General features: G+C 70.2%; 20 protein-coding genes. 8 read left to right on the forward strand and 12 right to left on the reverse strand.

The window, feature by feature from the left end; all coding sequences use genetic code 11:
* The first annotated feature begins 153 nt into the window (after positions 1 to 153).
* Both ACFO6V_RS14835 and ACFO6V_RS14840 read left to right on the forward strand, forming a co-directional pair.
* Complete coding sequence (locus ACFO6V_RS14835) at positions 154 to 804, forward strand: PadR family transcriptional regulator (RefSeq protein ID WP_377136558.1); 651 nt, start codon at positions 154 to 156, stop codon at positions 802 to 804.
* On the forward strand, positions 801 to 1,892 hold the full coding sequence (locus ACFO6V_RS14840) for an inositol-3-phosphate synthase (protein WP_377136559.1): 1,092 nt from the start codon (positions 801 to 803) through the stop codon (positions 1,890 to 1,892). Before ACFO6V_RS14835 ends, ACFO6V_RS14840 begins: the two co-directional genes overlap by 4 nt.
* 79 nt (positions 1,893 to 1,971) lie before the next feature.
* Here ACFO6V_RS14840 and ACFO6V_RS14845 read toward each other — a convergent pair whose 3' ends face one another.
* Complete coding sequence (locus ACFO6V_RS14845) at positions 1,972 to 6,084, reverse strand: carboxypeptidase regulatory-like domain-containing protein (RefSeq protein WP_377136560.1); 4,113 nt, start codon at positions 6,082 to 6,084, stop codon at positions 1,972 to 1,974.
* 398 nt (positions 6,085 to 6,482) lie between these two features.
* On the opposite strand from ACFO6V_RS14845, the gene ACFO6V_RS14850 reads away from it, so the two are divergent.
* Positions 6,483 to 7,448: a winged helix-turn-helix domain-containing protein gene (locus ACFO6V_RS14850; protein ID WP_377136561.1), complete on the forward strand. Its 966-nt coding sequence runs from the start codon at positions 6,483 to 6,485 to the stop codon at positions 7,446 to 7,448.
* Between the two features lie 36 nt (positions 7,449 to 7,484).
* Here ACFO6V_RS14850 and ACFO6V_RS14855 read toward each other — a convergent pair whose 3' ends face one another.
* A complete protein-coding gene (locus tag ACFO6V_RS14855) occupies positions 7,485 to 8,828 on the reverse strand; it encodes an MATE family efflux transporter (RefSeq protein WP_377136562.1) in 1,344 nt (447 codons plus the stop codon).
* Positions 8,829 to 9,201: 373 nt separating this feature from the next.
* On the opposite strand from ACFO6V_RS14855, the gene dnaB reads away from it, so the two are divergent.
* Positions 9,202 to 10,563, forward strand: a complete 1,362-nt coding sequence (dnaB, locus tag ACFO6V_RS14860; protein ID WP_357456447.1) for a replicative DNA helicase — start codon at positions 9,202 to 9,204, stop codon at positions 10,561 to 10,563.
* A gap of 29 nt (positions 10,564 to 10,592) precedes the next feature.
* Here the strand turns inward: dnaB and ACFO6V_RS14865 are convergent, their stop codons facing one another.
* Positions 10,593 to 10,826 carry a hypothetical protein gene (locus ACFO6V_RS14865; RefSeq protein ID WP_377136563.1) on the reverse strand — a complete coding sequence of 78 codons (234 nt, stop codon included), beginning with the start codon at positions 10,824 to 10,826 and terminating at the stop codon, positions 10,593 to 10,595.
* Positions 10,827 to 11,006: 180 nt separating this feature from the next.
* Here ACFO6V_RS14865 and ACFO6V_RS14870 point away from each other — a divergent pair, with 180 nt between their 5' ends.
* Positions 11,007 to 12,173 (forward strand): AI-2E family transporter, encoded by a 1,167-nt coding sequence (locus ACFO6V_RS14870; protein ID WP_377136564.1) that lies wholly within the window; start codon positions 11,007 to 11,009, stop codon positions 12,171 to 12,173.
* Between the two features lie 26 nt (positions 12,174 to 12,199).
* Here the strand turns inward: ACFO6V_RS14870 and ACFO6V_RS14875 are convergent, their stop codons facing one another.
* The 3 genes from ACFO6V_RS14875 to ACFO6V_RS14885 form a co-directional block, all read right to left on the reverse strand.
* A complete protein-coding gene (locus ACFO6V_RS14875; protein WP_377136565.1) occupies positions 12,200 to 12,664 on the reverse strand; it encodes a GNAT family N-acetyltransferase in 465 nt (154 codons plus the stop codon).
* Complete coding sequence (locus ACFO6V_RS14880; RefSeq protein ID WP_377136566.1) at positions 12,661 to 13,341, reverse strand: Type 1 glutamine amidotransferase-like domain-containing protein; 681 nt, start codon at positions 13,339 to 13,341, stop codon at positions 12,661 to 12,663. Before ACFO6V_RS14880 ends, ACFO6V_RS14875 begins: the two co-directional genes overlap by 4 nt.
* Before the next feature lie 126 nt (positions 13,342 to 13,467).
* Entirely contained in the window at positions 13,468 to 13,734 is a 267-nt protein-coding gene (locus tag ACFO6V_RS14885) for a hypothetical protein (RefSeq protein WP_377136621.1), read from the reverse strand.
* On the opposite strand from ACFO6V_RS14885, the gene ACFO6V_RS14890 reads away from it, so the two are divergent.
* Positions 13,616 to 14,749 (forward strand): CE1 family esterase, encoded by a 1,134-nt coding sequence (locus tag ACFO6V_RS14890; RefSeq protein ID WP_377136622.1) that lies wholly within the window; start codon positions 13,616 to 13,618, stop codon positions 14,747 to 14,749. The genes ACFO6V_RS14885 and ACFO6V_RS14890 overlap by 119 nt on opposite strands.
* A gap of 79 nt (positions 14,750 to 14,828) precedes the next feature.
* On the opposite strand, the gene ACFO6V_RS14895 is transcribed toward ACFO6V_RS14890, so the two are convergent.
* Complete coding sequence (locus ACFO6V_RS14895; RefSeq protein WP_377136567.1) at positions 14,829 to 15,632, reverse strand: DUF1206 domain-containing protein; 804 nt, start codon at positions 15,630 to 15,632, stop codon at positions 14,829 to 14,831.
* 173 nt (positions 15,633 to 15,805) lie between these two features.
* Here ACFO6V_RS14895 and ACFO6V_RS14900 point away from each other — a divergent pair, with 173 nt between their 5' ends.
* Entirely contained in the window at positions 15,806 to 16,174 is a 369-nt protein-coding gene (locus tag ACFO6V_RS14900; RefSeq protein WP_377136568.1) for a nuclear transport factor 2 family protein, read from the forward strand.
* A 28-nt stretch (positions 16,175 to 16,202) separates the two neighbouring features.
* Here ACFO6V_RS14900 and ACFO6V_RS14905 read toward each other — a convergent pair whose 3' ends face one another.
* The 5 genes from ACFO6V_RS14905 to ACFO6V_RS14925 form a co-directional block, all read right to left on the reverse strand.
* Positions 16,203 to 17,048: an alpha/beta fold hydrolase gene (locus ACFO6V_RS14905; RefSeq protein WP_377136569.1), complete on the reverse strand. Its 846-nt coding sequence runs from the start codon at positions 17,046 to 17,048 to the stop codon at positions 16,203 to 16,205.
* Positions 17,049 to 17,086: 38 nt separating this feature from the next.
* Positions 17,087 to 17,494 carry a VOC family protein gene (locus tag ACFO6V_RS14910; RefSeq protein ID WP_377136570.1) on the reverse strand — a complete coding sequence of 136 codons (408 nt, stop codon included), beginning with the start codon at positions 17,492 to 17,494 and terminating at the stop codon, positions 17,087 to 17,089.
* A 147-nt stretch (positions 17,495 to 17,641) separates the two neighbouring features.
* Positions 17,642 to 18,247, reverse strand: a complete 606-nt coding sequence (locus ACFO6V_RS14915; RefSeq protein ID WP_377136571.1) for a DinB family protein — start codon at positions 18,245 to 18,247, stop codon at positions 17,642 to 17,644.
* Positions 18,248 to 18,326: 79 nt separating this feature from the next.
* Complete coding sequence (locus ACFO6V_RS14920; RefSeq protein ID WP_377136623.1) at positions 18,327 to 19,442, reverse strand: mannonate dehydratase; 1,116 nt, start codon at positions 19,440 to 19,442, stop codon at positions 18,327 to 18,329.
* An 87-nt stretch (positions 19,443 to 19,529) separates the two neighbouring features.
* Positions 19,530 to 22,511 carry a glycoside hydrolase family 2 TIM barrel-domain containing protein gene (locus ACFO6V_RS14925; RefSeq protein WP_377136572.1) on the reverse strand — a complete coding sequence of 994 codons (2,982 nt, stop codon included), beginning with the start codon at positions 22,509 to 22,511 and terminating at the stop codon, positions 19,530 to 19,532.
* 107 nt (positions 22,512 to 22,618) lie between these two features.
* Here ACFO6V_RS14925 and ACFO6V_RS14930 point away from each other — a divergent pair, with 107 nt between their 5' ends.
* Entirely contained in the window at positions 22,619 to 23,122 is a 504-nt protein-coding gene (locus ACFO6V_RS14930) for a nitroreductase family deazaflavin-dependent oxidoreductase (RefSeq protein WP_377136573.1), read from the forward strand.
* The last annotated feature ends 37 nt before the right edge of the window (positions 23,123 to 23,159 follow it).

Raw genomic sequence — 23,159 nt, forward strand, 5'->3', positions numbered from 1 at the left:
CTAACGAACTGGTGCCGGCGGGATCGGAGCGGCCGATTGCGCACGACGATCCGCATGCTTATTCTCTCGATGTATCGACTCGATACATCGGGTCGTCGATCGGGAGAAGGATTCGACCGGACGACCAGGGTCGAGCTCGGGAAGGAGGCCGCCGTGCGCAGTCGGTCCGACGTGCTGGAGACCGCCGTCCTCGGCCTGCTCAACGAGTCCCCGCTGCACGGGTACGAGCTCCGTAAGCGCCTCAATCTTGTGCTCGGTTCGTTCCGCGCCTTCTCCTACGGCACGCTCTACCCCGCCCTCAAGGCCCTGGTCACGCGTGGTCTGATCGCGACGACGGAGAACGACCCGCCGCCGGCCCCGCCACGCAGGACTACCAAGCCGGTGATACCCGGCCGCACCACCAAGCCCAAACCCCTCGGCCGACGCCGGGTCGTCTACGAGCTGACCGCCGAGGGCAAGGAGCACCTCCAGACCGTTCTGGCCACCGCCGGCCCCGCGGCCTGGGAGGACGACAACTTCGACGTCCGGTTCGCGCTCTTCGCGCAGACCGACGCCGAGACCCGCCTCCGTGTCCTCGAAGGTCGGCGCACCCGGCTGACCGAACGACTGGAGGCGTACCGCCAGGCTGCGGCGCACCCGCGCTCACGGCTCGACGAATACGCACTCGAGCTCCAGCGGTTCGGGCTCGAGAAGGTCGAGCGCGAAGTGCACTGGCTCGACAGCCTCATCTCCACGGAACGGGGTCGTGCTGCGGCGCCGCCCCGCCCATCGCAGCAAGACCAAACGAAGAAGGAGCGAGGATGACCTCCATCCGCGTGGGCATCGTCGGCGTAGGAAACTGCGCCTCGTCCCTGGTCCAGGGCGTGACCTACTACCGTGACGCCGACCCGGCGAGCACCGTCCCGGGCCTCATGCACGTGCAGTTCGGCGACTACCACGTGTCGGACCTCGAGTTCGTCGCGGCATTCGACGTCGACGCGAAGAAGGTCGGCTTCGACCTGGCCGAGGCCATCAACGCGTCGGAGAACAACACCATCAAGATCGCCGACGTGCCGCCCACGGGCGTGACGGTCCAGCGCGGCCCCACGCTCGACGGCCTCGGCGACTACTACCGCGCCACGATCGACGAGTCCACGAAGGACGCCGTCGACGTCGTGGCCACGCTGCGCGAGGCCGAGGTCGACGTGCTGGTCTGCTACCTGCCGGTGGGTTCTGAGGAGGCCGCCAAGTTCTACGCGCAGTGCGCGATCGACGCCGGCGTCGCCTTCGTGAACGCCCTCCCCGTCTTCATCGCGTCCGACCCCGCGTGGGCCAAGAAGTTCGAGGACGCGGGCGTGCCGATCGTCGGCGACGACATCAAGTCCCAGGTCGGCGCGACGATCACGCACCGCGTGCTGGCCAAGCTGTTCGAGGACCGCGGCGTCGTCCTGGACCGCACCTACCAGCTGAACGTCGGCGGCAACATGGACTTCAAGAACATGCTGCAGCGCGACCGTCTGGAGTCGAAGAAGCTCTCCAAGACGCAGGCCGTGACGTCCAACCTGACGGGCGCCCTCGCCGGCAAGAAGGAGGACCGCAACGTACACATCGGTCCGTCGGACTACGTGGCGTGGCTCGACGACCGCAAGTGGGCGTATGTGCGCCTCGAGGGCCGCGCGTTCGGCGAGGTGCCGCTCAGCCTGGAGTACAAGCTCGAGGTCTGGGACTCCCCGAACTCGGCGGGCATCATCATCGACGCGGTGCGCGCGGCGAAGATCGCGAAGGACCGCGGCGTCGGCGGCCCGATCCTGTCCGCGGCCACCTACTTCATGAAGTCCCCGCCCGTGCAGATGGAGGACACCGCTGGCCGCGCCCAGCTGGAGGCCTTCATCCGCGGCGACATAGAGCGCTGACCCCGTCGCAATCCGCGCAACGTGTCAGACCCCCAGGTCACCGGAGTGACCTGGGGGTCTGACACGTCAGGCGGGTCCGCTACTTGAGCGGGTCCAGCTCGAAGTCGGTCACGACGTTCGTACCCGCCGTCACCTTCGCGGAGCCGACCTGCGGGACGTACCCGTTGGCCGTTGCGATGATCTGCGCGGTGCGCTCCGACTTGTCGAACCAGTACTCGTACTTGCCGTCGGCCCCCGTCACCAGGGTGACCGTCGAGAAGCGGCCGTTGAGCTGGACCACCGAGTCCCCGAGCGACACGACGCCGTCAGGCGTGAAGCCGCCCACGGTGCCGGAGAGCTTGCCCCAGCTCTTCGGCGGGTTGATCTTCATGGACACGTCCACCGACGGGGCGTCGTAGGGCGTCTCGGCGTCGGCCACGATCGAGCCGGTGAACGTACCCGGCTGGGCCACCACACCGTTCAGGGCCGCGGTGATGGTCTTGCTCTGGCCCGGTGCGAGCGTGAACTCGGCAGGGGTCGTCGTCACCCAGTCCATGCTGCCGCCACCGGCGGTGTCACCGGAGACGTTCATGACGATGTGCATGTCGGGCCAGCCGATGGAGTCCGTCGTCGCGGGCTCCGGGAGCGAGCAGTCGGTGGCCGAGAGGTACGACGGCGCGCTCTGCCCCGCACCGTTGGACCCGATGTAGAAGACACCACCGTTCGCCTGCTGGTTGGCCGAGACGATCTCGACGACGAGCGTGGAGCCGGCCGGCACCTCGCCCGCCACGGGCACCGAGATCATCGTCAGGGTCGAGGCCGGGATGGCGACGTCGGCCGTCCCGATCTGCGTCAGGTTGGCGAACGTGAGTGCGCCGTCCAGGGTGTGGAGCTTGACGGTCAGGGTCTGCGCCGTCGCCTGCTCCACCCCGAAGGAGACCTCCGAGACGTCGAAGTCACCGTCGATGCCGAAGTCGCTCAGCGTGAACGTCCGGAAGAAGTGGTTCTCCGTCGTCCCCGCCAGGCCACCGCACGAGGCCGAGCTGAGCTCGGCGATCTCCTGCGACGTCGAGTGGGTGATGGTCGTGGCGTTCGGCGACACCGGGATGGACTCCGGCGTCACGACCTTGCCCGTGGTGCCCTTGCCCGCGGCCTGGAGCCGCGAACCCGAGGTACCGAGCGAACCGCCGGCCTTCGCCGACGGCTTCGTGGACTTGGCGACGGTCGCCTCGCCCTGCGGGTGCTGGATGACGGCAGCGCCCTCAGCGCCCAGGATGTCGAAGCCACCACCGGTGCCGACCAGCTCGACCTCGGCCGGCGCGGTGCCCTCGTTCTTCACCGTGAACCGCTTGGTCGTGGAGCTGCCCAGCGGGAGCGTGGCGCTGATCGAACCGGTGCTGACGGCGAGCTTGCCCGCGGCGAGCGCCGCGTCGAACGTGCCGGTGCCCTCCGGTTCGAGGGTGACGGCGCCCGACTCGGACTCGTAGTCCGGCGCCGTGACCTCGACCGTGTAGTCACCGGGCAGGGCGATGGCCGAGTAGGTGCCGTCCTCGCTCGACGTGGCGGTCCGGGTGACACCCTCGGCGGTCGCCGTGACGGTCGCGCCCTCGACAGGCTCACCCGTGTTGAGGTCGGTGACGGTGCCCTCGAGGAACGCGAGGACCGGCGCCGTGTAGGTGATGTTCAGCCCCGAGGAGATCGCGGCCGTGTTGCTGGAGTACTGCATGCCCACGGTGCCGGTGGCGTTCTCGATACCGATCGACGCCGAGCTGCCCTTGGCGGTATCGGTGTCGGTCACGTCGCCGTAGCCGAAGATCGCGGTGCCGTCGGCGACGAGGGTGACCGAGAAGTTGAGCCGGTCGGAGGCGGGGCTGTACTTGCGCACGTTGCGCCACTCGAGGACGAACGCGTCCTCGCCGTCGACCGTCGTCGTGCCGGTGTAGAGGCCCGACTCAGCGTCGATGAGCAGGTCGTCCCAGAAGGGGTACAGGGCGGCGTTGGGTGCCGCGCTGCTCGGGATGGCACCGTTCGCGTAGCTCGTCGTGGCGGCCAGGAAGTTCAGGTGGCCGTTGGAGGTGACGAAGGCGGTGTCGTAGCTCTCGCCGTAGAAGGGGAAGGCGAAGGGCAGGTCGATCGATGTCTGCGCATCGTCGCCGGTGAGCGAGGACTTGGTGTCGCCCTGCAGGTAGTCACCGGTCGAGGTGGCGCAGGAGTAGCCGAAGTCGTCGGTCACCGCGGTGATCTCGACGGGCACGTCCTTCGCGCCGTCGACCACGACGTCGGCCTCGTAGGTGGAGGCGCAGCCGCCCATCTCCACGGTCAGCGGGTAGGTGCCCTCGGGGACGTCGGCGAAGGCGAAGGTGCCGTCCGCGCCGGTGGTGGTGTCCTCGAAGTGGCTGCCGAGGCTGACCGGCGCGCCCGCGACGGGGTCACCGGAGCCTGCGAAGGTGACCGTGCCCGTCACGGCGTGCGACGGGGCGGCCTCGAGCGTGATCGGCACGTCGACGGTGCCGTCCTCGGTGACGGCCGCGGGGGCCGGCGTCGAGGGCAGGAACCCGAAGGCGGACGCGGACACCGTGTAGTCGCCGGTGGCGACGCGCGCGCTGAAGGTGCCGTCCTCGTCGGTGCTGACGGTGCGGTCCCGCTCGCCGTCGACCGTGACGTCGGCCCCGGCGATCGGGGTGCCGGCGGCGTCGGTCACGGTGCCGTTGACGTAGCCGGTCGCACCGATCGGGGCGGCGTCGATGAGTGCGGCGACGTCGAGCTTGCCCTCGCCCCACACGTTGTTGTCGTCGGCGGTACCACCGCAGGTGGTGTCGTTCGTGTCGACGGCGGACTCGTTGAGGAGAGCCTGCGTGCCCTCGATGTCACCGATGAGGGCGGGGGCCGCGCTCCACAGCAGGGCCACCGCGCCCGCGAGGTGCGGGGCCGCCATGGACGTGCCGTTGAAGGCGGCGTAGCCGTCACCCGGGACCGAGGAGCGCACGTTCACGCCGGGGGCCGAGATGTTGGGCTTGACCAGGCCGTCCTCGCCGGCGCCGCGGGACGAGAAGCCGGCGATGGCGCCGTTCACGTCGAACGCGCCGACCGAGTAGGAGCCCGTGTTGGCGCCGGGGGACGACGTCGTCGTGCAGCCGGGGCCGGAGTTGCCGGCGGACCAGGTGCCGAAGATGCCCGCGGCCTCCCAGGCCGCGGTGGTGTCGGTGTACCAGTCGTCGATGCTGCCCGCGGCGGTCAGGCCCCACGAGTTGTTGACGACGTTGGGCCGCTTCGACGGGTCGGGGTCGCTGCCGTCGGTCTTGGTCGGGGCGACTATCCACTGCCCGGACGAGAGCAGGGCGGCGTCCGAGCAGCTGTCGCAGCCGTTCGTGGCGATCCAGTCGGCGCCGGGAGCGACACCGATCTGGTTGCCGTTGCCGTCGTCGCCGACCATGGTGCCGATGGTGTGCGTGCCGTGGCCGTTGTCGTCGAACGGCAGCTCGGCCGAGCCGGAGGTGTCCTGCCAGTTGTAGTCGTTCACGACCGTGCCGTCGGCCTGCTTGCCGCGGTACTGGTCGGCGAGCGCCGGGTGGTCGTACTGCGCACCGGTGTCGATGTTCGACACGGTGATGCCCTCACCCGTGTAGCCCATCTCCCAGACCTCTGGCGCGTTGATGGCGTCCAGACCCCACTCGACGGCAAGGGTGCCCTTGTCGCTGACGTCGGTCCGCTTGACCGGCTCGACCAGGTTGAGCTGGACCGTCTCGCTGATCCGCTGGACCTCGCCGCTCTTCGCGAGCTTGTCTGCCAGCGCCAGCGTGCCGTCCTGGACGAGGATCCGGTTGCTGATCCAGTAGCTCTCGTAGTCGGCGCCGGCGGCGTCGAGCTGCTTGATCAGGCTCGCCTGGGACGCCTCGGCGGTGCTGGTGAGAGCGTCATAGACCCGCTGCCCCCGCTCGTCCCAGTTCGTGATGCCCCGGGCGTCGGTCAGGTCCGCCTCGTCGGCCATCTCGACCCAGAAGTCGGCGGTCTTGCGCTCCGCCAGCATCTCCCTCGCGAAGTCGGTGAACTTGTCTTCTGGGTCGGCCGCCACGGCCTTCGTGGTTGTCGCCGCTGTGGCCGGGGACGTTCCTGCGAACGCCACCGGGGCGACGCTCAGCGCTGATGTCGCGACGAGCGCGAGAACCGCTGTGGCGGTTGTCGAGCTTCGTGCGAGAGCAGTTCGACGATGCATGAACCCTCCATTACCCGGCGCATCCACGACTCCGGATGCGCTTGGACGGACCACGGTCGTGGGCCATCCCTAACCGTCGTTTGCGCAGGTCAGGGCAACAAGGTCCGTTCACGGTCAGGTGTCGGTCATTTCTCGGTCAAAACACGGTCGGAGGCGGCGCGACCGCCCGTGTCAACGACCCGGGCGGAACTTCACCCGGTTTCGGTGAAAATTCACCCTTTGCGGGTGATCTGTGGCGTAAAAATGCCAACCGGGCGGGAATGTGTCATTTCCGGCACGCAACGCGCAGGTAACGAAAAATTGACCTCATTGGTACGGGCCGAGGACAAACTGGCGCGCGCTGGCCGGTTTCCACCCGGTAAGTACCCGAACGGCTCCATCCACGGAGGGTGACGCACGTGACGCTCGACTTCGCTCCAGGTTCCGCTCCCGGCCTCGTCGTCTGCGTTGGCCTGCCTTCAGACCAGATCATCGAGATCGCCCATCTGCTCCGTGGCCGGGCGACGGTGCTCGCCACACCCGACGCGGAGGGCGCCCGCGCGGTCCTGGGCAACCAGACGGGGACGAGGCACCCCTCCGACGCCGCCCCGCGCGTCCTCGGCGCGCAGCCCGAGCGATACGACAACCCCGGTCCGACGGAGGACCAGACCTACGGCCGGCATCTCCCCGAGCACCCGGCCGACCGCTTCCCCGAGAGCGACAACCTCACCGAGGCCCCGCTGCTCGTCACGGCCGAGCGCAGGTCGACAGCGCTGTCCTCGGCCCTGCCCGCACCGTTGCCCGGTGTGTCCGACGCCGGGGCCGCCGGACGCCGTGGACGGTTCCGGCCGGCGTCGGGCAGCGTGCTGGCACAGCCGGTGCTGCGCGCGACCGGCCCGGCACCGCTCCCGTTGGAACCCGGGTACGCGGCAGCCACCACGGCGGCCCGTGCCGCCGCGCGAGCCGCCGGCTCGGTTTCCGAGCCGGCGTTCGGCAGCGGTACCGGTGCCGGTGCCGTGCGCGACCGGGCCGGCAGCGCTCCCGCCGTCAGCGGACCGATCCCGATGACCGCCCCGCCGACGCTGGAACCACTGGTGGCCGGGCCGCTGCTCGTGGACCTGGCCGGACGGGAGGTCATCGCACTGGGCCGGCGCGTGTATCTGTCGGCGCGGGAGTTCGACCTGCTCGCGACCCTCGCCCTCGAGGCGGGCCGGGTCTGGTCGTTCGCCGAGCTCACGGCACGCGTGTGGCAGCTGCCGTACCTCGGCGACTCCGACCCCGTGACGTCGGCGGTGAAGCGGCTGCGCAAGCGGCTGGCACCGGTCCGTGACGTGGAGGTCGCCTCGGTGCGCGGCGTGGGCTACCGGCTCAGGGTGCGGGTCTAGGAGCCAGGCCCAGGGGCAGGCCGGGGCGCGCGGTCGTCACGCCCCGGTCACCAGCCAGCGGTCACCCCGCGCACGCCATCCGGTAGTGACGGCACGCGCGGCCATGAACACACCCGCGAACGCGAGCCAGAGCCAGGCGAGGCCCCGTGCGCCCTCTGGCCCCCAGGCGGAGACCGCGAGCGCGAACGGGACGTAGACCACGAGCGTCGCCATGCCGGCCCAGGCCAGGTAGCGGCCGTCGCCCGCGCCGATGAGGACGCCGTCCAGCACGAAGACCCAGCCCGCCATCGGCATGAGCACGCCGCAGACGGCGATGCCGAGGGCGATCGCTACGCGTACGTCGGGATCGGGCGAGAACAGTGGCGCGATCCACCAGCCGGTCGCCGCCAGGACCAGGCCGATCACCGCCCCGGCGCCGACGCCCCACTGCAGGCAGCGACGCAGCACGAGCCGCACGTGCCCGACGTCGCCGGCGCCGAGCCCGTGGCCGACCAGGGCCTGCGCCGCGATGGCGAGCGCGTCGAGCGCGAACGCGGCAAGTCCCCACAGCGAGCTCACGACCTGGTGCCCGGCGAGCGCGACGGCACCGAGATCGGTCGCCACGATCACGGTGAGCAGGATCGCGGCGCGCAGGCTGAGGGTGCGGATCACCAGCGGCACACCGGCCCGGGCTCCCGAGAGGATGCCCGCCCGGTGCGGACGCAGGCTCGACCCGCGGGCCCGTGCGCCCCGCACCACGATTACCCCGAGCACCACGGCCATGAGGATCTGGGTGATGGCCGTCCCCAGCCCGGATCCGGCGATCCCCATCCCGGCGCCGTAGACGAGCGCGAAGTTCAGGCCCACGTTGAGCAGCGCGCCGGAGGCTGCGACGACCAGCGGGGTACGCGTGTCGCGCAGGCCGCGGAGGACGCCGGTCGCGGCCTGGACCACGAGCATCCCGGCGAGGCCGGGCGCCGACCAGCGCAGGTAGGTCACGGCGTGCTGCGCGACGTCGCCGTGCGCGCCCAGGGCGGTCACCGTCAGCGGGGCGGCGAGCAGCAGGACAGCGACGAGGACGGCGCCGATCCCGAGCGCGAGCCACATCCCGTCGATGCCGGACTGCAGCGCCTCCCGCTCCTTGCCGGCACCGGTGAGCCGGGCCACCGACGCGGTGGTCGTGTACGCGAGGAAGATGCACAGCCCCACGAGGGTCAGCAGTACGTTGCTCGCGAGCGAGAGACCTGCGAGCTGGGCCGTGCCGAGATGCCCCACCACTGCGCTGTCCACAAGCACGAAGACGGGTTCGGCGACGAGCGCCCCGAGGGCAGGTACCGCGAGGGCGAGGATCTCCCGGTCGATGGACCGCCGAAAGTCCGGAGTGTGGCGCGGCTCGCCCAACTTTCTTTCCTCCACAGGCTGGGGGTTACGTTGATGCAGGTCAGAGGGGATGGTGATGTTTTACACAGGGGTTATCCACAACTGGGGACAGGGTTGTCCACCCACTGTGCACAGCCCTGGGCCACCTTTCCACATGGATGTGCACAGGCTCGTCCACAGGTCTCATTGCGTTCGGGTCCGCAGGGGCTTAGCGTCAGCGGGACCCACCCGCTGGCCAGCCGGGGTGCGGCTGTCACACACGACACAAAGGCGTGTCGGCCCCGAAGTCCCGGGGCGTGTGGGTGGCGAGGAGTAGAACAGGTGTAGGACGTCGGTCGAGCACACGCGCAGCGTGCGCCAAGATGTCATGAGACGTGGAAAGCAGGAGGTGCGGATGTCGGTCGAGGAGCTGGAGTCGAGCTATTCGGGACGGCCGGGCCTCGATCGCACCCCGCCGCAGGACATCGCCGCGGAGATGAGCGTGCTGGGCGGCATGCTCCTGTCCAAGGACGCGATCGCCGACGTGATCGAGCAGATCCGCGGCAACGACTTCTACCGGCCGGCGCACGAGGCGATCTACGACGCGATCATCGACCTCTACGGTCGTGGCGAGCCGGCCGACGCCATCACGGTGCTCGCCGAGCTCCAGCGCCGCGGTGAGCACGCGCGCGTCGGCGGTGCGCCGTACCTGCACGACCTCATGGCCGGCGTACCGACGGCGGCGAACGCGGGCTACTACGCGCGAATCGTCCGCGAGCGCGCGATCATGCGCCGCCTCGTCGAGGCCGGCACACGCATCGTGCAGATGGGTTACGCCACCGACGGCGGCGAGGTCGACGACGTCGTCAACAACGCGCAGGCCGAGGTCTACGCGGTGACCGAGCGTCGGGCGTCGGAGGACTACCTGCCGCTGGCCGACATCATCGGGCCGACCTTCGACGAGATCGACGCCGCCCAGGGCCGTGGCGAGGGACTCACCGGTGTGCCGACGGGGTACTCGGACTTCGACCGCCTGACGAACGGCCTGCACGGCGGCCAGATGATCGTCGTGGCGGCCAGGCCGGCCGTGGGCAAGTCGGTGCTGGGAATCAACGTCGCTTCTCATGCGGCCATCCACCACAACCAGGCAGCCGTCATCTTCTCCCTGGAGATGAGCCGCAACGAGATCGTCATGCGTATGCTCGCGGCCGAGGCCCGGGTCCCGCTGACCAAGATGCGTAGCGGCAACATGGACGACGGCGACTGGCAGAAGCTCGCCGCCACCATGGGCAAGGTGTCGGACGCCCCGCTGTTCATCGACGACTCGCCGAACATGTCGCTGATGGAGATCCGCGCGAAGTGCCGGCGGCTCAAGCAGAAGCACGACCTCAAGCTCGTGGTCATCGACTACCTCCAGCTGATGTCGTCCGGCAAGCGTGTCGAGTCGCGTCAGCAAGAGGTCTCCGAGTTCTCGCGTTCGCTCAAGCTGCTCGCGAAGGAGCTCGAGGTGCCGGTCATCGCCATCTCGCAGCTGAACCGTGGCGCCGAGCAGCGCAGCGACAAGAAGCCGCAGATGTCGGACCTTCGTGAGTCGGGATCGATCGAGCAGGACGCCGACGTCGTGATCCTGCTCCACCGCGAGGACGCCTACGAGAAGGAGTCACCCCGCGCCGGCGAGGCGGACTTCATCATCGCCAAGCACCGTAACGGCCCGACCGACGTGATCACCGTGGCGTTCCAGGGGCACTACCAGCGGTTCGTCGACATGCAGGTGTAGTGCCCAGCCAGACTGGGTGAACCTCGGGGTTACCAGTTGAAGCGCATGTCCGACGCCGAGGGCAGCTGGAACTTGCGCGGATCGCTCGCGACGAAGTCCGCCCGCTCCTCCTTGGGGAACGCGAAGCCCATCACCGACTCGTCGAGCGAGAACGCCACATAGACGATCTGGCCGACGCGGAACATCAGCCGGCCACGTACGTACACCTCATAGGAACGTTCCAGGCTGCTGCCCAGCGGCCGAACGTCGTCGACCTCCGCCATGCGTACCTCCGTTCGTCGTGCCCAGACCACTGACCGTGGTAACCGCACCGAACTCATCGCTCGCTCAAGGATGAATGTGCAGCGTGCGGCGACGCGCGTGCCGCCGCGCGACTTGAGCCTGACCGCAATAGCGTCGGCACATCCGGCACACGCCGGATCTCAGCACAAGGAGGACAGGCGATGGGACTCTTCGGCCGCCGCACACCGCGCTCCGCCCGCCCGAGCGTCGAGCCCCAGCCGCCGGCCGCGGACGCGCCCGCCGAGAGCGGCGCGTCCCGGCTCTGGTCCGACGGCTTCGGCCGTGTCGGCACCCGGTCGTTGCAGATCCTCGCGGTCGTCGCCGTCATCGCCGTCTTCGGGTTCGTGGGCACACGCCTGACCCTCGTCGTCATCCCCGTCCTCATCGCGCTCGTGCTGGCGGCGGCGATCTACCCGCTGGTCTCGCTGCTGCGCCGCCGCGGTCTGCCGTCACTGCTCGCGACGTGGATCGCGCTCCTGGCGCTGGTCGCGTTGCTGACAGGGATCGTGTGGCTCGTCGTGCGGGCCGTCGTGGACCAGTGGGACCAGCTCCAGGCCCAGGCGCTCGACGGCTTCGACTCCCTGCAGACCTACATCCAGGATCTGCCGTTCGAGATCAGCGAGGAGCAGTTCGCGTCGGTGCGCGAGTCCGCCGTCGGCCTGCTGCAGTCGGACACCTTCGGCTCCGGTGCCCTTGCGGGGGTCTCCCAGACCGCCGACTTCGTCGCCGGCTTCTTCATCATGATCGTCGTCCTGTTCTTCTTCCTGAAGGACGGCCCGGTGATGTGGGAGTTCCTGCTGCGGCCCTTCGAGGGCAATCAGTACGAGCGGGGGCAGCGCGTCGGCGCCGCAACGATCCGCACGCTCGGCGGCTACGTGCGCGGGACGGCGATCGTGGCGTTCGTCGACGCCGTCGGTATCGGGATCGGCCTCGCCATCGTCGGGGTCCCGCTCGTCATCCCGCTGTCGGTGCTCGTCTTCCTGCTCGCCTTCATCCCCCTGGTCGGCGCGACGGTGGCCGGCATCCTCGCGGCCCTGGTCACGCTCGTCGCGGTCGGGCCGGTCGAGGCGCTCATCGTCGTAGCGATCGTCGTCGTCGTGAACCAGCTCGAGGGCGACTTCCTCCAGCCGATAGTCATGGGCCGGACCCTGCGCCTGCACCCGCTCGTCATTCTGTTCGCGCTGACTGCGGGCACGGTGCTCGTCGGCATCACCGGCGCCATACTCGCCGTACCGATCGCCGCGTCGATCTGGCGCGCGATCCAGGTGTGGGACGGGCCCGACCTGCCTGCACGGTTCGCGCGGCAGAAGCGCTCCGAGACCGTCTGACCCGCGCAAGCCGACCCACGCAAACCTCAGAGCTCACGGATGTAGCAGAGCATGCGGTAGTCCTCGCCGGGCTGGATGTTGGTGAAGCCGTGTCGCTCGTAGAACCGCCGCGTGTCCACGTCCACCTCGTCGACGTTGATATGGATCTCGCCGCTGTGCCGCGACCGGACGAGGTCGACAGCGGCACTCAGCAGCGCCGTGCCGACGCCGCGGGCGCGCAAGTGCGGCTTGACGTAGAGCTCTTCGAGCTGCGCGAGCGGCCCGTCGTAGTAGGGCGTCGGGCGCAGCGTGAGGAAGGCGAAGCCGGTCGGGTCGTCACGGCTGCCGGAGAGCAGGACGACGACGTCGTCGCGGTCGAGCAGGTTCGTGAAACGGCCGGCGAACTCGTCCGCGCCTGGCCCGTCGAAGGAGAACTCCTCGTTGAACTCCCACAGCAGCCGGCCCACGACCGCGGACTCGGCGGAGGTGGCGCGAAGAACTGGGTCGCTCATCCGGCCAGTGTGCCGCCAAGAAGCTTCCAGTGGCCCTCGGACACGACCTCGACGGACCCGTCGGCCACCACCAGGGCGGTCTCGTCGTCGATCGCGTACGCCGGTCCGTCGATCCCGGCCGCCCACTTCTCGGCGGCGGCCATCGAGTTGTACGGCAGCATCGGGTGGTCGACGTGCGGAAAGATCGAGAAGTCGACGATCCCGAGCGTGGCGTCGTCGCCCGACGGCGGAGTCCACTCGACGAACCACTCCCCGATGCGCGGGGTCATCACCATGCTGCCTGCGCTCATCCCGACATAGACCGTCTCGGTCAGCGACGGCAGAAGGTCCGCGAACCCGGACTCCCGCATCCAGTGGTTCAGATAGAGGGCGTCGCCGCCGGCCACCAGGAGGACGTCCGCGTCCCGGACCTTGGGGACCCACAGCTCCTCGTCGATAGTGGGCAGCGCGGTCAGCTCGAGCACGCCCACCGACTTCCAGCCGAGTCCGGTCATGTTGTCGGACTTTCCAGTGATGAAGTCCCTTGCGTTGAGCCCCGGGCCGACGGCCGGGTGCCCGTACAGCGCGGTGGGGATGCAGAGGGCGTCGCAGTCGGCGACCGGCCGGCCCAGGAGGCCGAGCAGCACGTCGTGGATGCTGGCGTTCCTGACGCCTGCGGAGGTGAGAAGCAGCCGCATGATTCTCCGATTCGGGTGAAGAAGAGCTCGACGACCGGTGGACGGCGCGGCGCTGCGGGAATCATCGCTGCCGCGTACCCGACCCCGGCGCTTGAACCGTTTAACCTCCTTCAACCCGCTCGACCTTTAACGATAAATTCGCCGCACCGTCGGGCTTCGTCCTGCGGATTCCGTCCTCGGCAGCGCGGCTGGGGACCCTGGTGAAGGGAGCGACACCATGCGACACCCCACTCCGTCCCGAGGCTGGCGGGCTCTGCTGGCAGCCTCGGCTGCCCTGCTCGTCCTCGGCGGGCTCAACGCACCCGCCTCCGCTCTCCCGGAAGACGCCGCCCCGGCGTCCGCCACCGCAGGCTGCAGCCAGCCCGCAGGCCTCGGCACCGGCAACCACACCATCACGAGCGGCGGGCAGTCCCGCACGTTCCGCCTCGACGTACCCGCCGGCTACGACCCGAGCCGGCAGTACCGCCTGGTCGTGGGGCTGCACTGGTGGCACGGCACGTCGCAGGACGTGGTGAACCAGGGCTTCTACGGCCTGAAGCCGCTCGCGAGCAACAGCACGATCTTCGTGGCACCGCAGGGCATCGACAACGCCTGGCCCAACACCAACGGCCGGGACGTCACATTCGTGGACGACGTGCTGCGCACCCTCGACTCCGCGTTCTGCATCGACACGGGCCAGCGGTTCGCTACCGGCTTCAGCTACGGCGGCGGCATGAGCAACGCCCTGGCCTGCGCGCGAGCCGACGTGTTCCGCGCGGTGGCGGTCCTCAACGGTGCCCAGCTGTCCGGCTGTGCCGGCGGCACCCAGCCTGTCGCCTACCTCGGCTCCCACGGTGTCACGGACAGCGTCCTGAACATCTCGCAGGGCCGTGCGCTGCGCGACCGCTTCCTGCGGAACAACGGATGCCAGGCGCAGCAGGCACCGGAGCCCGCCGCGGGCAGCGGGACGCACACCAAGACCAGCTACACGTGCCGCGACGGCTACCCGGTCGTGTGGATCGCGAACGACAGCGACCACCAGTGGGACGCCCGGGACCGCGGGCAGTCGCAGTCGCACGTGCCCGGAGAGATCTGGCGGTTCTTCACGTCCCTGACGTCGACGACGCCGACACCCACCGGCGCCTGCACGGCGACGTACCGCACCGTGAACTCCTGGCCCGGCGGCTTCCAGGGCGAGGTGACCGTCCGGGCCGGAGAGGCGCCGACGACGACATGGAGCGTCAGCTGGCGCTCGTCGGGCGAGCGCGTGGACCAGGTGTGGAACGGGACGGCGACGTCGCAGGGCGACCAGGTCGTCGTCCGGAACGCGGCCGAGAACGGACGGCTCGCAGCCGGCGGCACCACGACCTTCGGCCTGCTCGGCAGCGGCACCTCACCGGCGCCGGCCCTGACGTGCACGAGCTCCTGAGAGGGTGAGCCGGCGGCCGTCGGCCCGCCCGTGGGGCGGGTCGCCGGCCATCAAAACCTTGCGCGTTCCGCCCAAGGACTCAGAGCCGCGCGAACCGGGCCCGCGCGAAGGCGTAGAGACCGAACGCACCGATCCCCAGCCCGATCACGAGGAGGAGCGCCGTACCGAACGGCTGCTCGCGCATGGTGCGCAGCGCCTCGTCGAGCCCGCCCGCCCGCGACGCGTCCGTCGTCACCGCGGCAGCCACGATGAGCCCGCCCACGACGCCGAGCGCGATGCCCTTGGCGATGTAGCCCACCTGGCCGAGCCGCACCACCACTGGTCCGACGGAGCCGCTGCCGGTCCCGGCGAGGTCGCGCAGGAACTTCTTCCGCCAGCCCTTGACGACGTGGTACACACCGACGCCGACGATGACAAGGCCCACGATCCCCACCAGCCAGGGGCCGCCCGGCATGGTCAGGACGTCGGCCGTCATGCTCTCCTCGCTGCTGCCACCACCGGAACCCTGTGCGTACCGGGCACTGCTGGCCGCCAGGACTCCGTAGAGCACACCCTTGGCCAGGCTCTTGAGCCGCGCGCCGGCCTGGTTCTCCGCACCCGGCACGCCAAGGGCGGCCGTCGCGAGCTGCCACAGCGCGAGCGCGGCGAAACCCACGGCTACCGCCCAGAGCAGGAACTCACCGCCGGGCGCCTGGGCGATCGCGCTGAAGGCGCCCGACTCGTCCGCCTGACCCGCGGGCTGGCCCAGCGCGAGCTGGACAGCCAGCCAGGCGACCAGCACGTGCAGCACGCCCGAGGCGGCGTAGCCGCAGCGCGCCAGAGCGTGCAAGGCGCCGCTGTTCTGAGCACGCCGAGCAGCGTTGGTCGGTGAGTTCTTGGTCACGCGCACACCTCCATGGGGCCGCGCAGATCGCGACGTGATATACCGTCGCGCATTTCACCGCAACTCGCACGTTGCAGAGACCAGGCAGCGCCACCCCGGCCCTGCTGGACATGGACGAACCATGACAGCGCCGCCCTCGGAAGCCGCCGCGAGGCGTCTGGCATCCTGCGCACATGACTGCACAGGAGATGATGGAACGGCTCGCAGAGGTCATCGACGCGCACCGGTGGGACGATCTCCCGGCGCTGCTCCATCCCGAGTTCTCGTGCCTCTACGTGCACACCGGCGAGACGTTCGACCGGGACTCGTGGGTGCGGATCAACGCGGAGTACCCCGGCTTCCAGGACTTCCGGCTCCTCGACTGCATCGCCGACCAAGAGCGCGCTGTCGGCCGCGCGCACGTCACGGGGACGGCCGACGGCGGGCTGCAGCACTTCGAGGTCGCGACGTTCATCACCGTGCGCGACGACCTCGTCGTCGACATGACCGAGGTGTGGACGGACGTCAACCTCACCCCACCCGCCGGCACCCGACCTCAGTAGGGGCCGGCAGCCTGCTCCGGGCGGGCGGCTAACCGGCCAGGCCCGCCAGCAGCTCCGCCGCCGGGCGCGGCCGGACCAGCCACAGCAGGTGACTGGACTCGAGGGTGTGCACGTCGTACCGGTTGTCCGGGGTGAGCGCGTCGGCCTCGCGGATCATCCGGTCCTGCATCACGACCGGGATGCTCGTGTCGCCGCTGAGCCGCACGTAGGTTCTCGGGATCGTGCCCCAGGTCGCGGCCTGGACCCGGTCTGCCGACGTACCCGCGTCCAGGTTCTCGTCCGGCTGGAACGTGTTGAGGAAGGTGAAGAACTCGTCGTCGGTACCGTCGGCGAGGAACGCCTCCTTGAGACCAGCGAGCGCAGCCGGGTCCGCGGTACGGAAGTTGGCCCGCAGCAGGCCGACGGCGGCCGGGTCGGCTGCCAGTACACCGGCGAGGACTCCGGCGTCGACGGACGCCATCTCGGGTTCGGCGTAGTACTCGCCCACTCCGAGGTCCACCGGGGCCCACGCGGAGACGTACACGATGCGGTCGATCAGGTCCGGACGGGCGTTGCCGACCGCGGTCAGCGTGGCGCCACCCCGGCTGTGACCGACCAGGATCACCGGGCCGTGCTCCTTGGCGCGCTCGAGAGCCGCGATGACCCGAGCCGCGTTGTCGGCGAGGGTGACACCCTTGATGCTGCCGGGCGCGGTCGCCAGGCCCGCGAGGTCCTGCGGTGCCTGGTACGCGGCCGGGTAGGTCGCCGCGAAGCCGTGCCCGGGCAGGTCTACCGCGGCCGAGCGGTGGCCCAGCAGGGCGAGCTCGGCCTGGAGCGGCGCGAACGAGAACGAGTTGGCGAAGGCGCCGTGGACCAGGACGAACGTGGGGGACATGGGGCCAGATGTTACCGAGTCCGGCGCCCTCGTCCGGCCTACCGGCTGAGGGCTGCCTCGAGTCCTCCGCCGTCGGCGAGCCCGATGACGTTGCCCGCGGGATCGGTGAGCCAGGCGCCGTCACCTCCTTCCATGAACCCGCGCACGATGCCCTTCTCGTCCTGCTCGAACCCTTCGTAGCGCTCGAAGACCACACCCTTGGCGATCAGCTCGTCGACCGCCTCGTCGACGTCGTCGACGGTGAGGTGCAGTACCGTGAACGACGCCGGCGTGTGGTTCTCCTTGGCGTACACGAACACCGAGGTACCGCCGTCGAGTTTGATCGCCAGGCCCGCACCCTCGGGGTGGGCCGTCACCCGCAGTCCCAGCGTGTCCGCGTAGAACGCGCGGACCGCATCTATGTCGTTCGCCGAGAAGCTCGGATACACGCTGCGCACAGTGACCATCGCTGTCTCACTCCCTCGTGACCGGCGGTAACCGCACCGCAGGGCGCGCCGCGGGGCGTCAGTCCCTTCCAGAGTCCCACCGTGGGCACCAACCGCAAGGCAGTCGGCGCCCACCGGCCAGACATCACCCTCGGTTCGCCACGCCGGTCACTGGCCGACGCGGCCGTCGATCCGCTCGCGCAGGATGTCGGCGTGCCCGCAGTGCCGCGCGTACTCGACGATCTGCCCTATGAGCGCATCGCGAAGCTGCAGGTCCGCGCCCTCCGGTCCGAAGTCGGAGGCGCCTGCGTTCCACGTCTCGAGGTCGGAGACGCCGTCGAGGTACCGGTCCGTGGCGTCCATCTCGGCGTGCCAGGTCTGCCAGGCGTCCTCGACGACCGCCGGGTCGGCGACTGCGCCGTTCCACTCCGCGTCGCGGTCCTCCTCGGTGCGGTACAGGTCGGGGGCGTCCTCGCCCGCCATCACACGGCGGAGATGCCGCTCCCCATCGGCGAGGTGCCGCACCAGACCGAGCAGAGACATGGTGGACGGCGGGGCCGACCGGCGGGCGATCTGCTCGGCGTCGAGCCCTCCGCACTTCATCTCCAGGGTGAGCCGGTAGTAGCGGAGGTAGTCGAGCAGCAGCCCGCGCTCGTCGGACGGCGTCTCGGTCTCGCGCGGGTCGTCGTCCGGGTCGGCCCACATGTCGGGAAAGACTGTGGACTGCGTCCAGCGCGTCGTCAGGGCTTCTTCGGCCTGCTCCTGTGGCTCCATACGAGCATCGTGGACCCATGCCGGAGCAGACCGCCACGGAAATTCGGCCCCGCGCCGCCGCTTGGCCCCGTGCCGCCGCTCAGGCCTGGTAGCGGAACGCGTCCCACGCGCCGAGCAGGTACTGGATGCCGAGCGCCCGGTCGTAGAGGCCGTACCCGGGACGAGGCTTGTTCGTGGTGTTCTCGTCCCAGAGGTGGCGCCCGTGGTCGGGCCGGATGTAGCCCTGGTAGCCGGACTCCGCGTACGCCTTCATGATCCCGGTGGTGTCGACGCTGCCCTCGACGGCGCGGTGGGCCACCTCGGTGAAGTCGCCGTTGTCGAAGTGCTTGATGTTGCGCACGTGCGAGAAGTGGATGCGGTCCATGAAGGTCCGCACGGCGTCGACGGCGTCGTGCTCCGGGTTGGCGGAGAAGCTGCCCAGGCACAGTGTCAGGCCGTGGTGCGGGCTCGGGTTCAGGTCGAGCACCCGGGCCAGCCCTTCCTTGGTCGAGACCACGCGCGGCCAGCCGAAGACGTCGAACGGCGGGTCGTCGGGGTGCACACCGAGCTTCACGTCCGCCTCCTCGCAGGCGGGGATCACCGCGTCGAGGAAGTACTTGTAGTTCGCGTACATGTCGTCGTGGGTGACGCCCACGTAGGCCTCGTTGAGCTCGTGGAAGCTCGCCAGCCGCTCCGGCTCCCAGCCGGGCAGCGTCAGCCCGTGCGTGTTCGCCTCCATGTCGGCGATGAGGCTCTCGGGCGACATCTTGTCGACCACTGCCTTCTCGTAGTACAGCGCGGTCGAGCCGTCGGGCAGCGGGTGCCACAGGTCGGTGCGCAACCAGTCGAAGACGGGCATGAAGTTGTAGCAGACGACCTTGACGCCGGCGCGGCCGAGCCGCTCGATGGTCGTGACGTAGTTCGCGATCGCCTCGTCGCGACTCATCCCGAGCACGGTCCGGCCGAGCTTGATCGACTCGTGGACGTTGACGGACTCGACCACCTCGGCGTCGAACGTCCGCGTCACGCCCTTGGCGCGGGCCTCGTCCGACAGGCCGGTGATGCGGGCGACCTCCGCGTCGATCTCCGCCTGCTCCCAGACCTCACCGGCCTGCTTGTGGTGCAGGCTCCACACGATGGTCTCCACGCCAGGGATCTGACGCACATGATCCAGGGTCACTGTGTCGTTGCCCTCGCCGTACCAGCGGAAGCCCATCTTCACGGCCGCACTCCTCGTCGTCGCCCTTGTATTTCCGTTCTTGTATACATCATGCCCGCCCCGCGGCGCGGGGCGGGCACGTGTTCACAGGGTGGTGAAGCGCAGACGCATCCGGACGGGCGCCGCGTGGAGCTGAGCGTTCGCCAGGACGCCCGGGCCGCACGCCGCGCTGCCGACGCCGTGCTGTGCCGCGTCGAGGTGCAGCCACAGCCTGCCGTCCGGCACGAGCTCGTGCGGGTGGGCCGCACGGTCCAGCGCGTCGTCCGACCAGGGGCGCAGCGACAGCTCGATCCCGAGCTGCGACCGGGCGCCGACCGTCACGTCCCCGGCGTCGATCCGCAGACCGGTCCCGTCCGTGAAGGACAGGACAGCGCTCGTGACGCCCCGGCGCGCGCCGTTCTCCTGCGGGTGGGTGTACCGGGTCTGCCAGTCGGCGACGGTGTGCTGCCACGAGCCGCCGAGCGCCGCCTGCTTCGAGTCGGCGTACGACTCGTCCGGCCCGAGGCCCGTCCAGCGGACGCCGGTCTCGGCGGCCGTCGGCTCGTCGAGCGCGAGCACCACTCCGAGGCGAGCCACGCTCTCGGGCCAGCGGCCCTCCGGCCGGATGTCGACGACCAGGTCGACCGCGTCCGGCGCGTCGGTGACGGGCTGCCAGCGGTAACGCGTGGCGAAGCCCGCACGGGTCGCCGGGCCGGCGATCCTGGCGTCGATCTCGAGCGCCCCGTCGGCGCTGACGCCGACACCGTTCTTGCGCTCGGCGAGCAGGTGCAGGCCCGCCTCGCGCCACTTCTCCTCGTCGGCCGACCCCTGCCACTTCGCCGGGCGGCGGTCGTTGTCGGTCGGCGCGCGCCAGGCGTCGACCCGGAAGTCGTGCACCGTCCGGCCGGCGAGCTCGCGGAGGTCACCGCGGCCGTCGAACCGGGCGGGACCGGCGCGGAACCCGCCGTCGGCCTCCGTGGACACCCGGCCCGCCGGAGCGGTGAGCGATGCCGGCTCGACGAGGAGCAGCTGGCCGGCGCCGAGCTCGAAGCCGGGCTCGAGCCACGCCTCCTCGAGCGACTCCGCCTTGTGCTGGACGGCGCGCACGGTCCACCAGACCGGGGCCTCGCCCGGCTCCGGGAGCACGAGGTCGGACGGCGGCCGCACCACCGTCTCGGTCCCGGCCTCCAGCACCAGGTCGAGGGTGCCGGTCGCGAGCACCTCCGCACCGCGGTGCAGCGTCCAGCCGACCTCCGCGTGGCTCGTGTCGCGGAACGCGTAACGGTTACGCACCAGGAGCGTGCCGTCCGGCTGCGCGTCGATGCGGATCGGCGCGAACACGGCCGCCGTCTCCAGCAGGCCGGGTGACGGCGTGCGGTCGGGCAGGAGCAGGCCGTCGGCGATAAAGGTCCCGTCGTGGAACCGCTCGCCGAAGTCGCCGCCGTACGCCGCGAACTCGACCCCGTCCGCATCCGTGCGGGTCAGACCGTGGTCGATCCACTCCCAGATGAACCCGCCGAGCAGGCGCGCGTGCCGGTCGAAGGCAGCGTCGTAGTCGGCGAGGCCGCCCGGCCCGTTGCCCATCGCGTGCGCGTACTCGCACAGCACGAACGGCATGGCCCGACGGCGGGAGTCGGCGTCGGCACGCTCCAGCGGCGGCTCGATGCCCTGGCCGATCAGCTCGACCTCCGCGCTGTCGGCGTACATCCGCGAGTAGACGTCCACGTCGTCGCTCGAGTAGTCGCCCTCGTAGTGGATCGGCCGGCTCGGGTCGAGCGCCCGGACGGCGTCGGCCATGGCCCGGACGTTGCGCCCGCCGCCCGCCTCGTTGCCCAGCGACCACATGATGATGCTCGCGTGGTGCGCGTCGCGGCGCACGGTCCTGGTGACGCGGTCGACCAGCACCTCGGTCCAGGCCGGGTCGTCCGTGGGGTTGCCGGCCCAGCTCTCGCCCAGGAACCCGTGCGTCTCCAGGTCGTTCTCGTCGATCACGTAGAGGCCGTACCGGTCGCACAGGTCGAGGAAGTGCGGGTGGGGCGGGTAGTGGCTCGTGCGGACGGCGTTGATGTGATGCCGCTTCATGAGCAGCACGTCCTCGAGCATCCGCTCGGGCGTCACGGCACGGCCGCGCAGCGGGTCGAACTCGTGCCGGTTGACGCCGCGCAGCTTGATCGGCCGCCCGTTGACGAGGAACACCCCGTCCTCGATGGAGACGGTGCGGAAGCCGACGGCGAGCGTCACCGTCTCGGTGTCTGTAGTGACCACGACGTCGTAGAGCCGCGGCTGCTCGGCGCTCCACGGCTCGACGGCGACCCGCAGCTCCTCGCCGGCCGCGCCCTCGATCCCGAGCTCGGGCACCGCAACCCGCGCCGCGACAGCGCCGGGTCCGGTCACCACTGTGGCGGCGTCCACCCACAGCGCGCCGACGCCGGTCGTGTGGTCGTAGCCGGCGTGCACGCGGACGTCGTCGATCGCGCCGTCCGGCCGGTGCTCCAGCGTGACGCTGCGGAAGATCCCGGAGAGCCACCACTGGTCCTGGTCCTCGACGTACGACATGGCCGACCACTTGGTGACGCGGACCGCGAGCAGGTGCTCACCGCCGTCGCGCAGCTTGTCGGTCAGGTCCACCTCGGTGGGCAGGCGCGAGCCGTGCGACGTGGCCAGCAGCTCGCCGTCGAGCGCCACCTGGAACCAGGAGTCCACGCCCTCGAAGCGAAGGAGGGTGCGGCCGCCCTCCGGCCAGTCGGCGGGCAGCCGGAACGTCGTGCGGTACTCGCCGGTCGGGTTGTCGTCGGGCACGTGCGGCGGATCGACCGGGAACGGGTAGAGCACGTTGTTGTACTCGGGTACGCCGTAGGGCCACGCGTGCGGGGCCTCGGCGAGCTGCCAGTGCCCGGGCACCGCCAGCCGGTCCCAGTCCTCGCCACGCTCGGCGTGGTCCACCCCCGTCTCGGGATGCGGGAACAGCCGGAACCGCCACTCCCCGTCGAGCGACAGGGTCGCTGAGCTGGAGGCGCCGGCCGGCGGGCGGAATCGCGGGGCGACGACACCGTCCGGCGTAGCGACGGACTCGTGGGTGGTGGTCATGACTCCTCCAGGCGGAGAGGGTGGGGAAGCGGGCAAGCAACAGCGCCGGTCGAGACGGTACCTCGCGAAACCGTGCCGACGGGTGCCCGGAGCCAGATGATGGACAGATGGCCAGCCTTCTGCACACCGTCCGATCGGCGGTCGCTCCCCTGACGCGCACGCGGGCGTTCCGCGCCGTCGGCCCGGTGCTGCTGCCACCGGCCGAACGGGCACTCGCCTGGCTCTCCCGAGGGCGGCTACAGGTCAGCGCACTGCTGGTGCCGTCGCTCGTGCTGCACACGACGGGCGCGCGGTCGGGAGAGCCGCGCGACACCTATCTCATGTACACGCCGGATGGCCCCGGGCGAGCGATCGTCGCCGGGTCGGCGTTCGCCCAGGGGCGGCATCCGGCGTGGACGTACAACCTGCTCGCACACCCGGAGGCGAGCATCAGCGTGGGCGGACGGCGGATCCCGGTCCGCGCGACCCTCATCGGTGACGACGAGCGGGACGCCGTCTGGGCGCAGATCGAGCGGCAGTGGCCGGGCTACCGCGGGTACGAACGGGACTCCGGGCGGGTGGTGCGGCTGTTCCGGCTCCGGATGGCAGCAGCCTCTACCGAGAAGGCGTGAGTGATGCTCTATCCACAGCGATTTGGTCGATGTTCAA

Source organism: Promicromonospora alba (assembly GCF_042654905.1).
In the GTDB taxonomy this organism is placed as follows: Bacteria; Actinomycetota; Actinomycetes; order Actinomycetales; family Cellulomonadaceae; genus Promicromonospora; species Promicromonospora alba.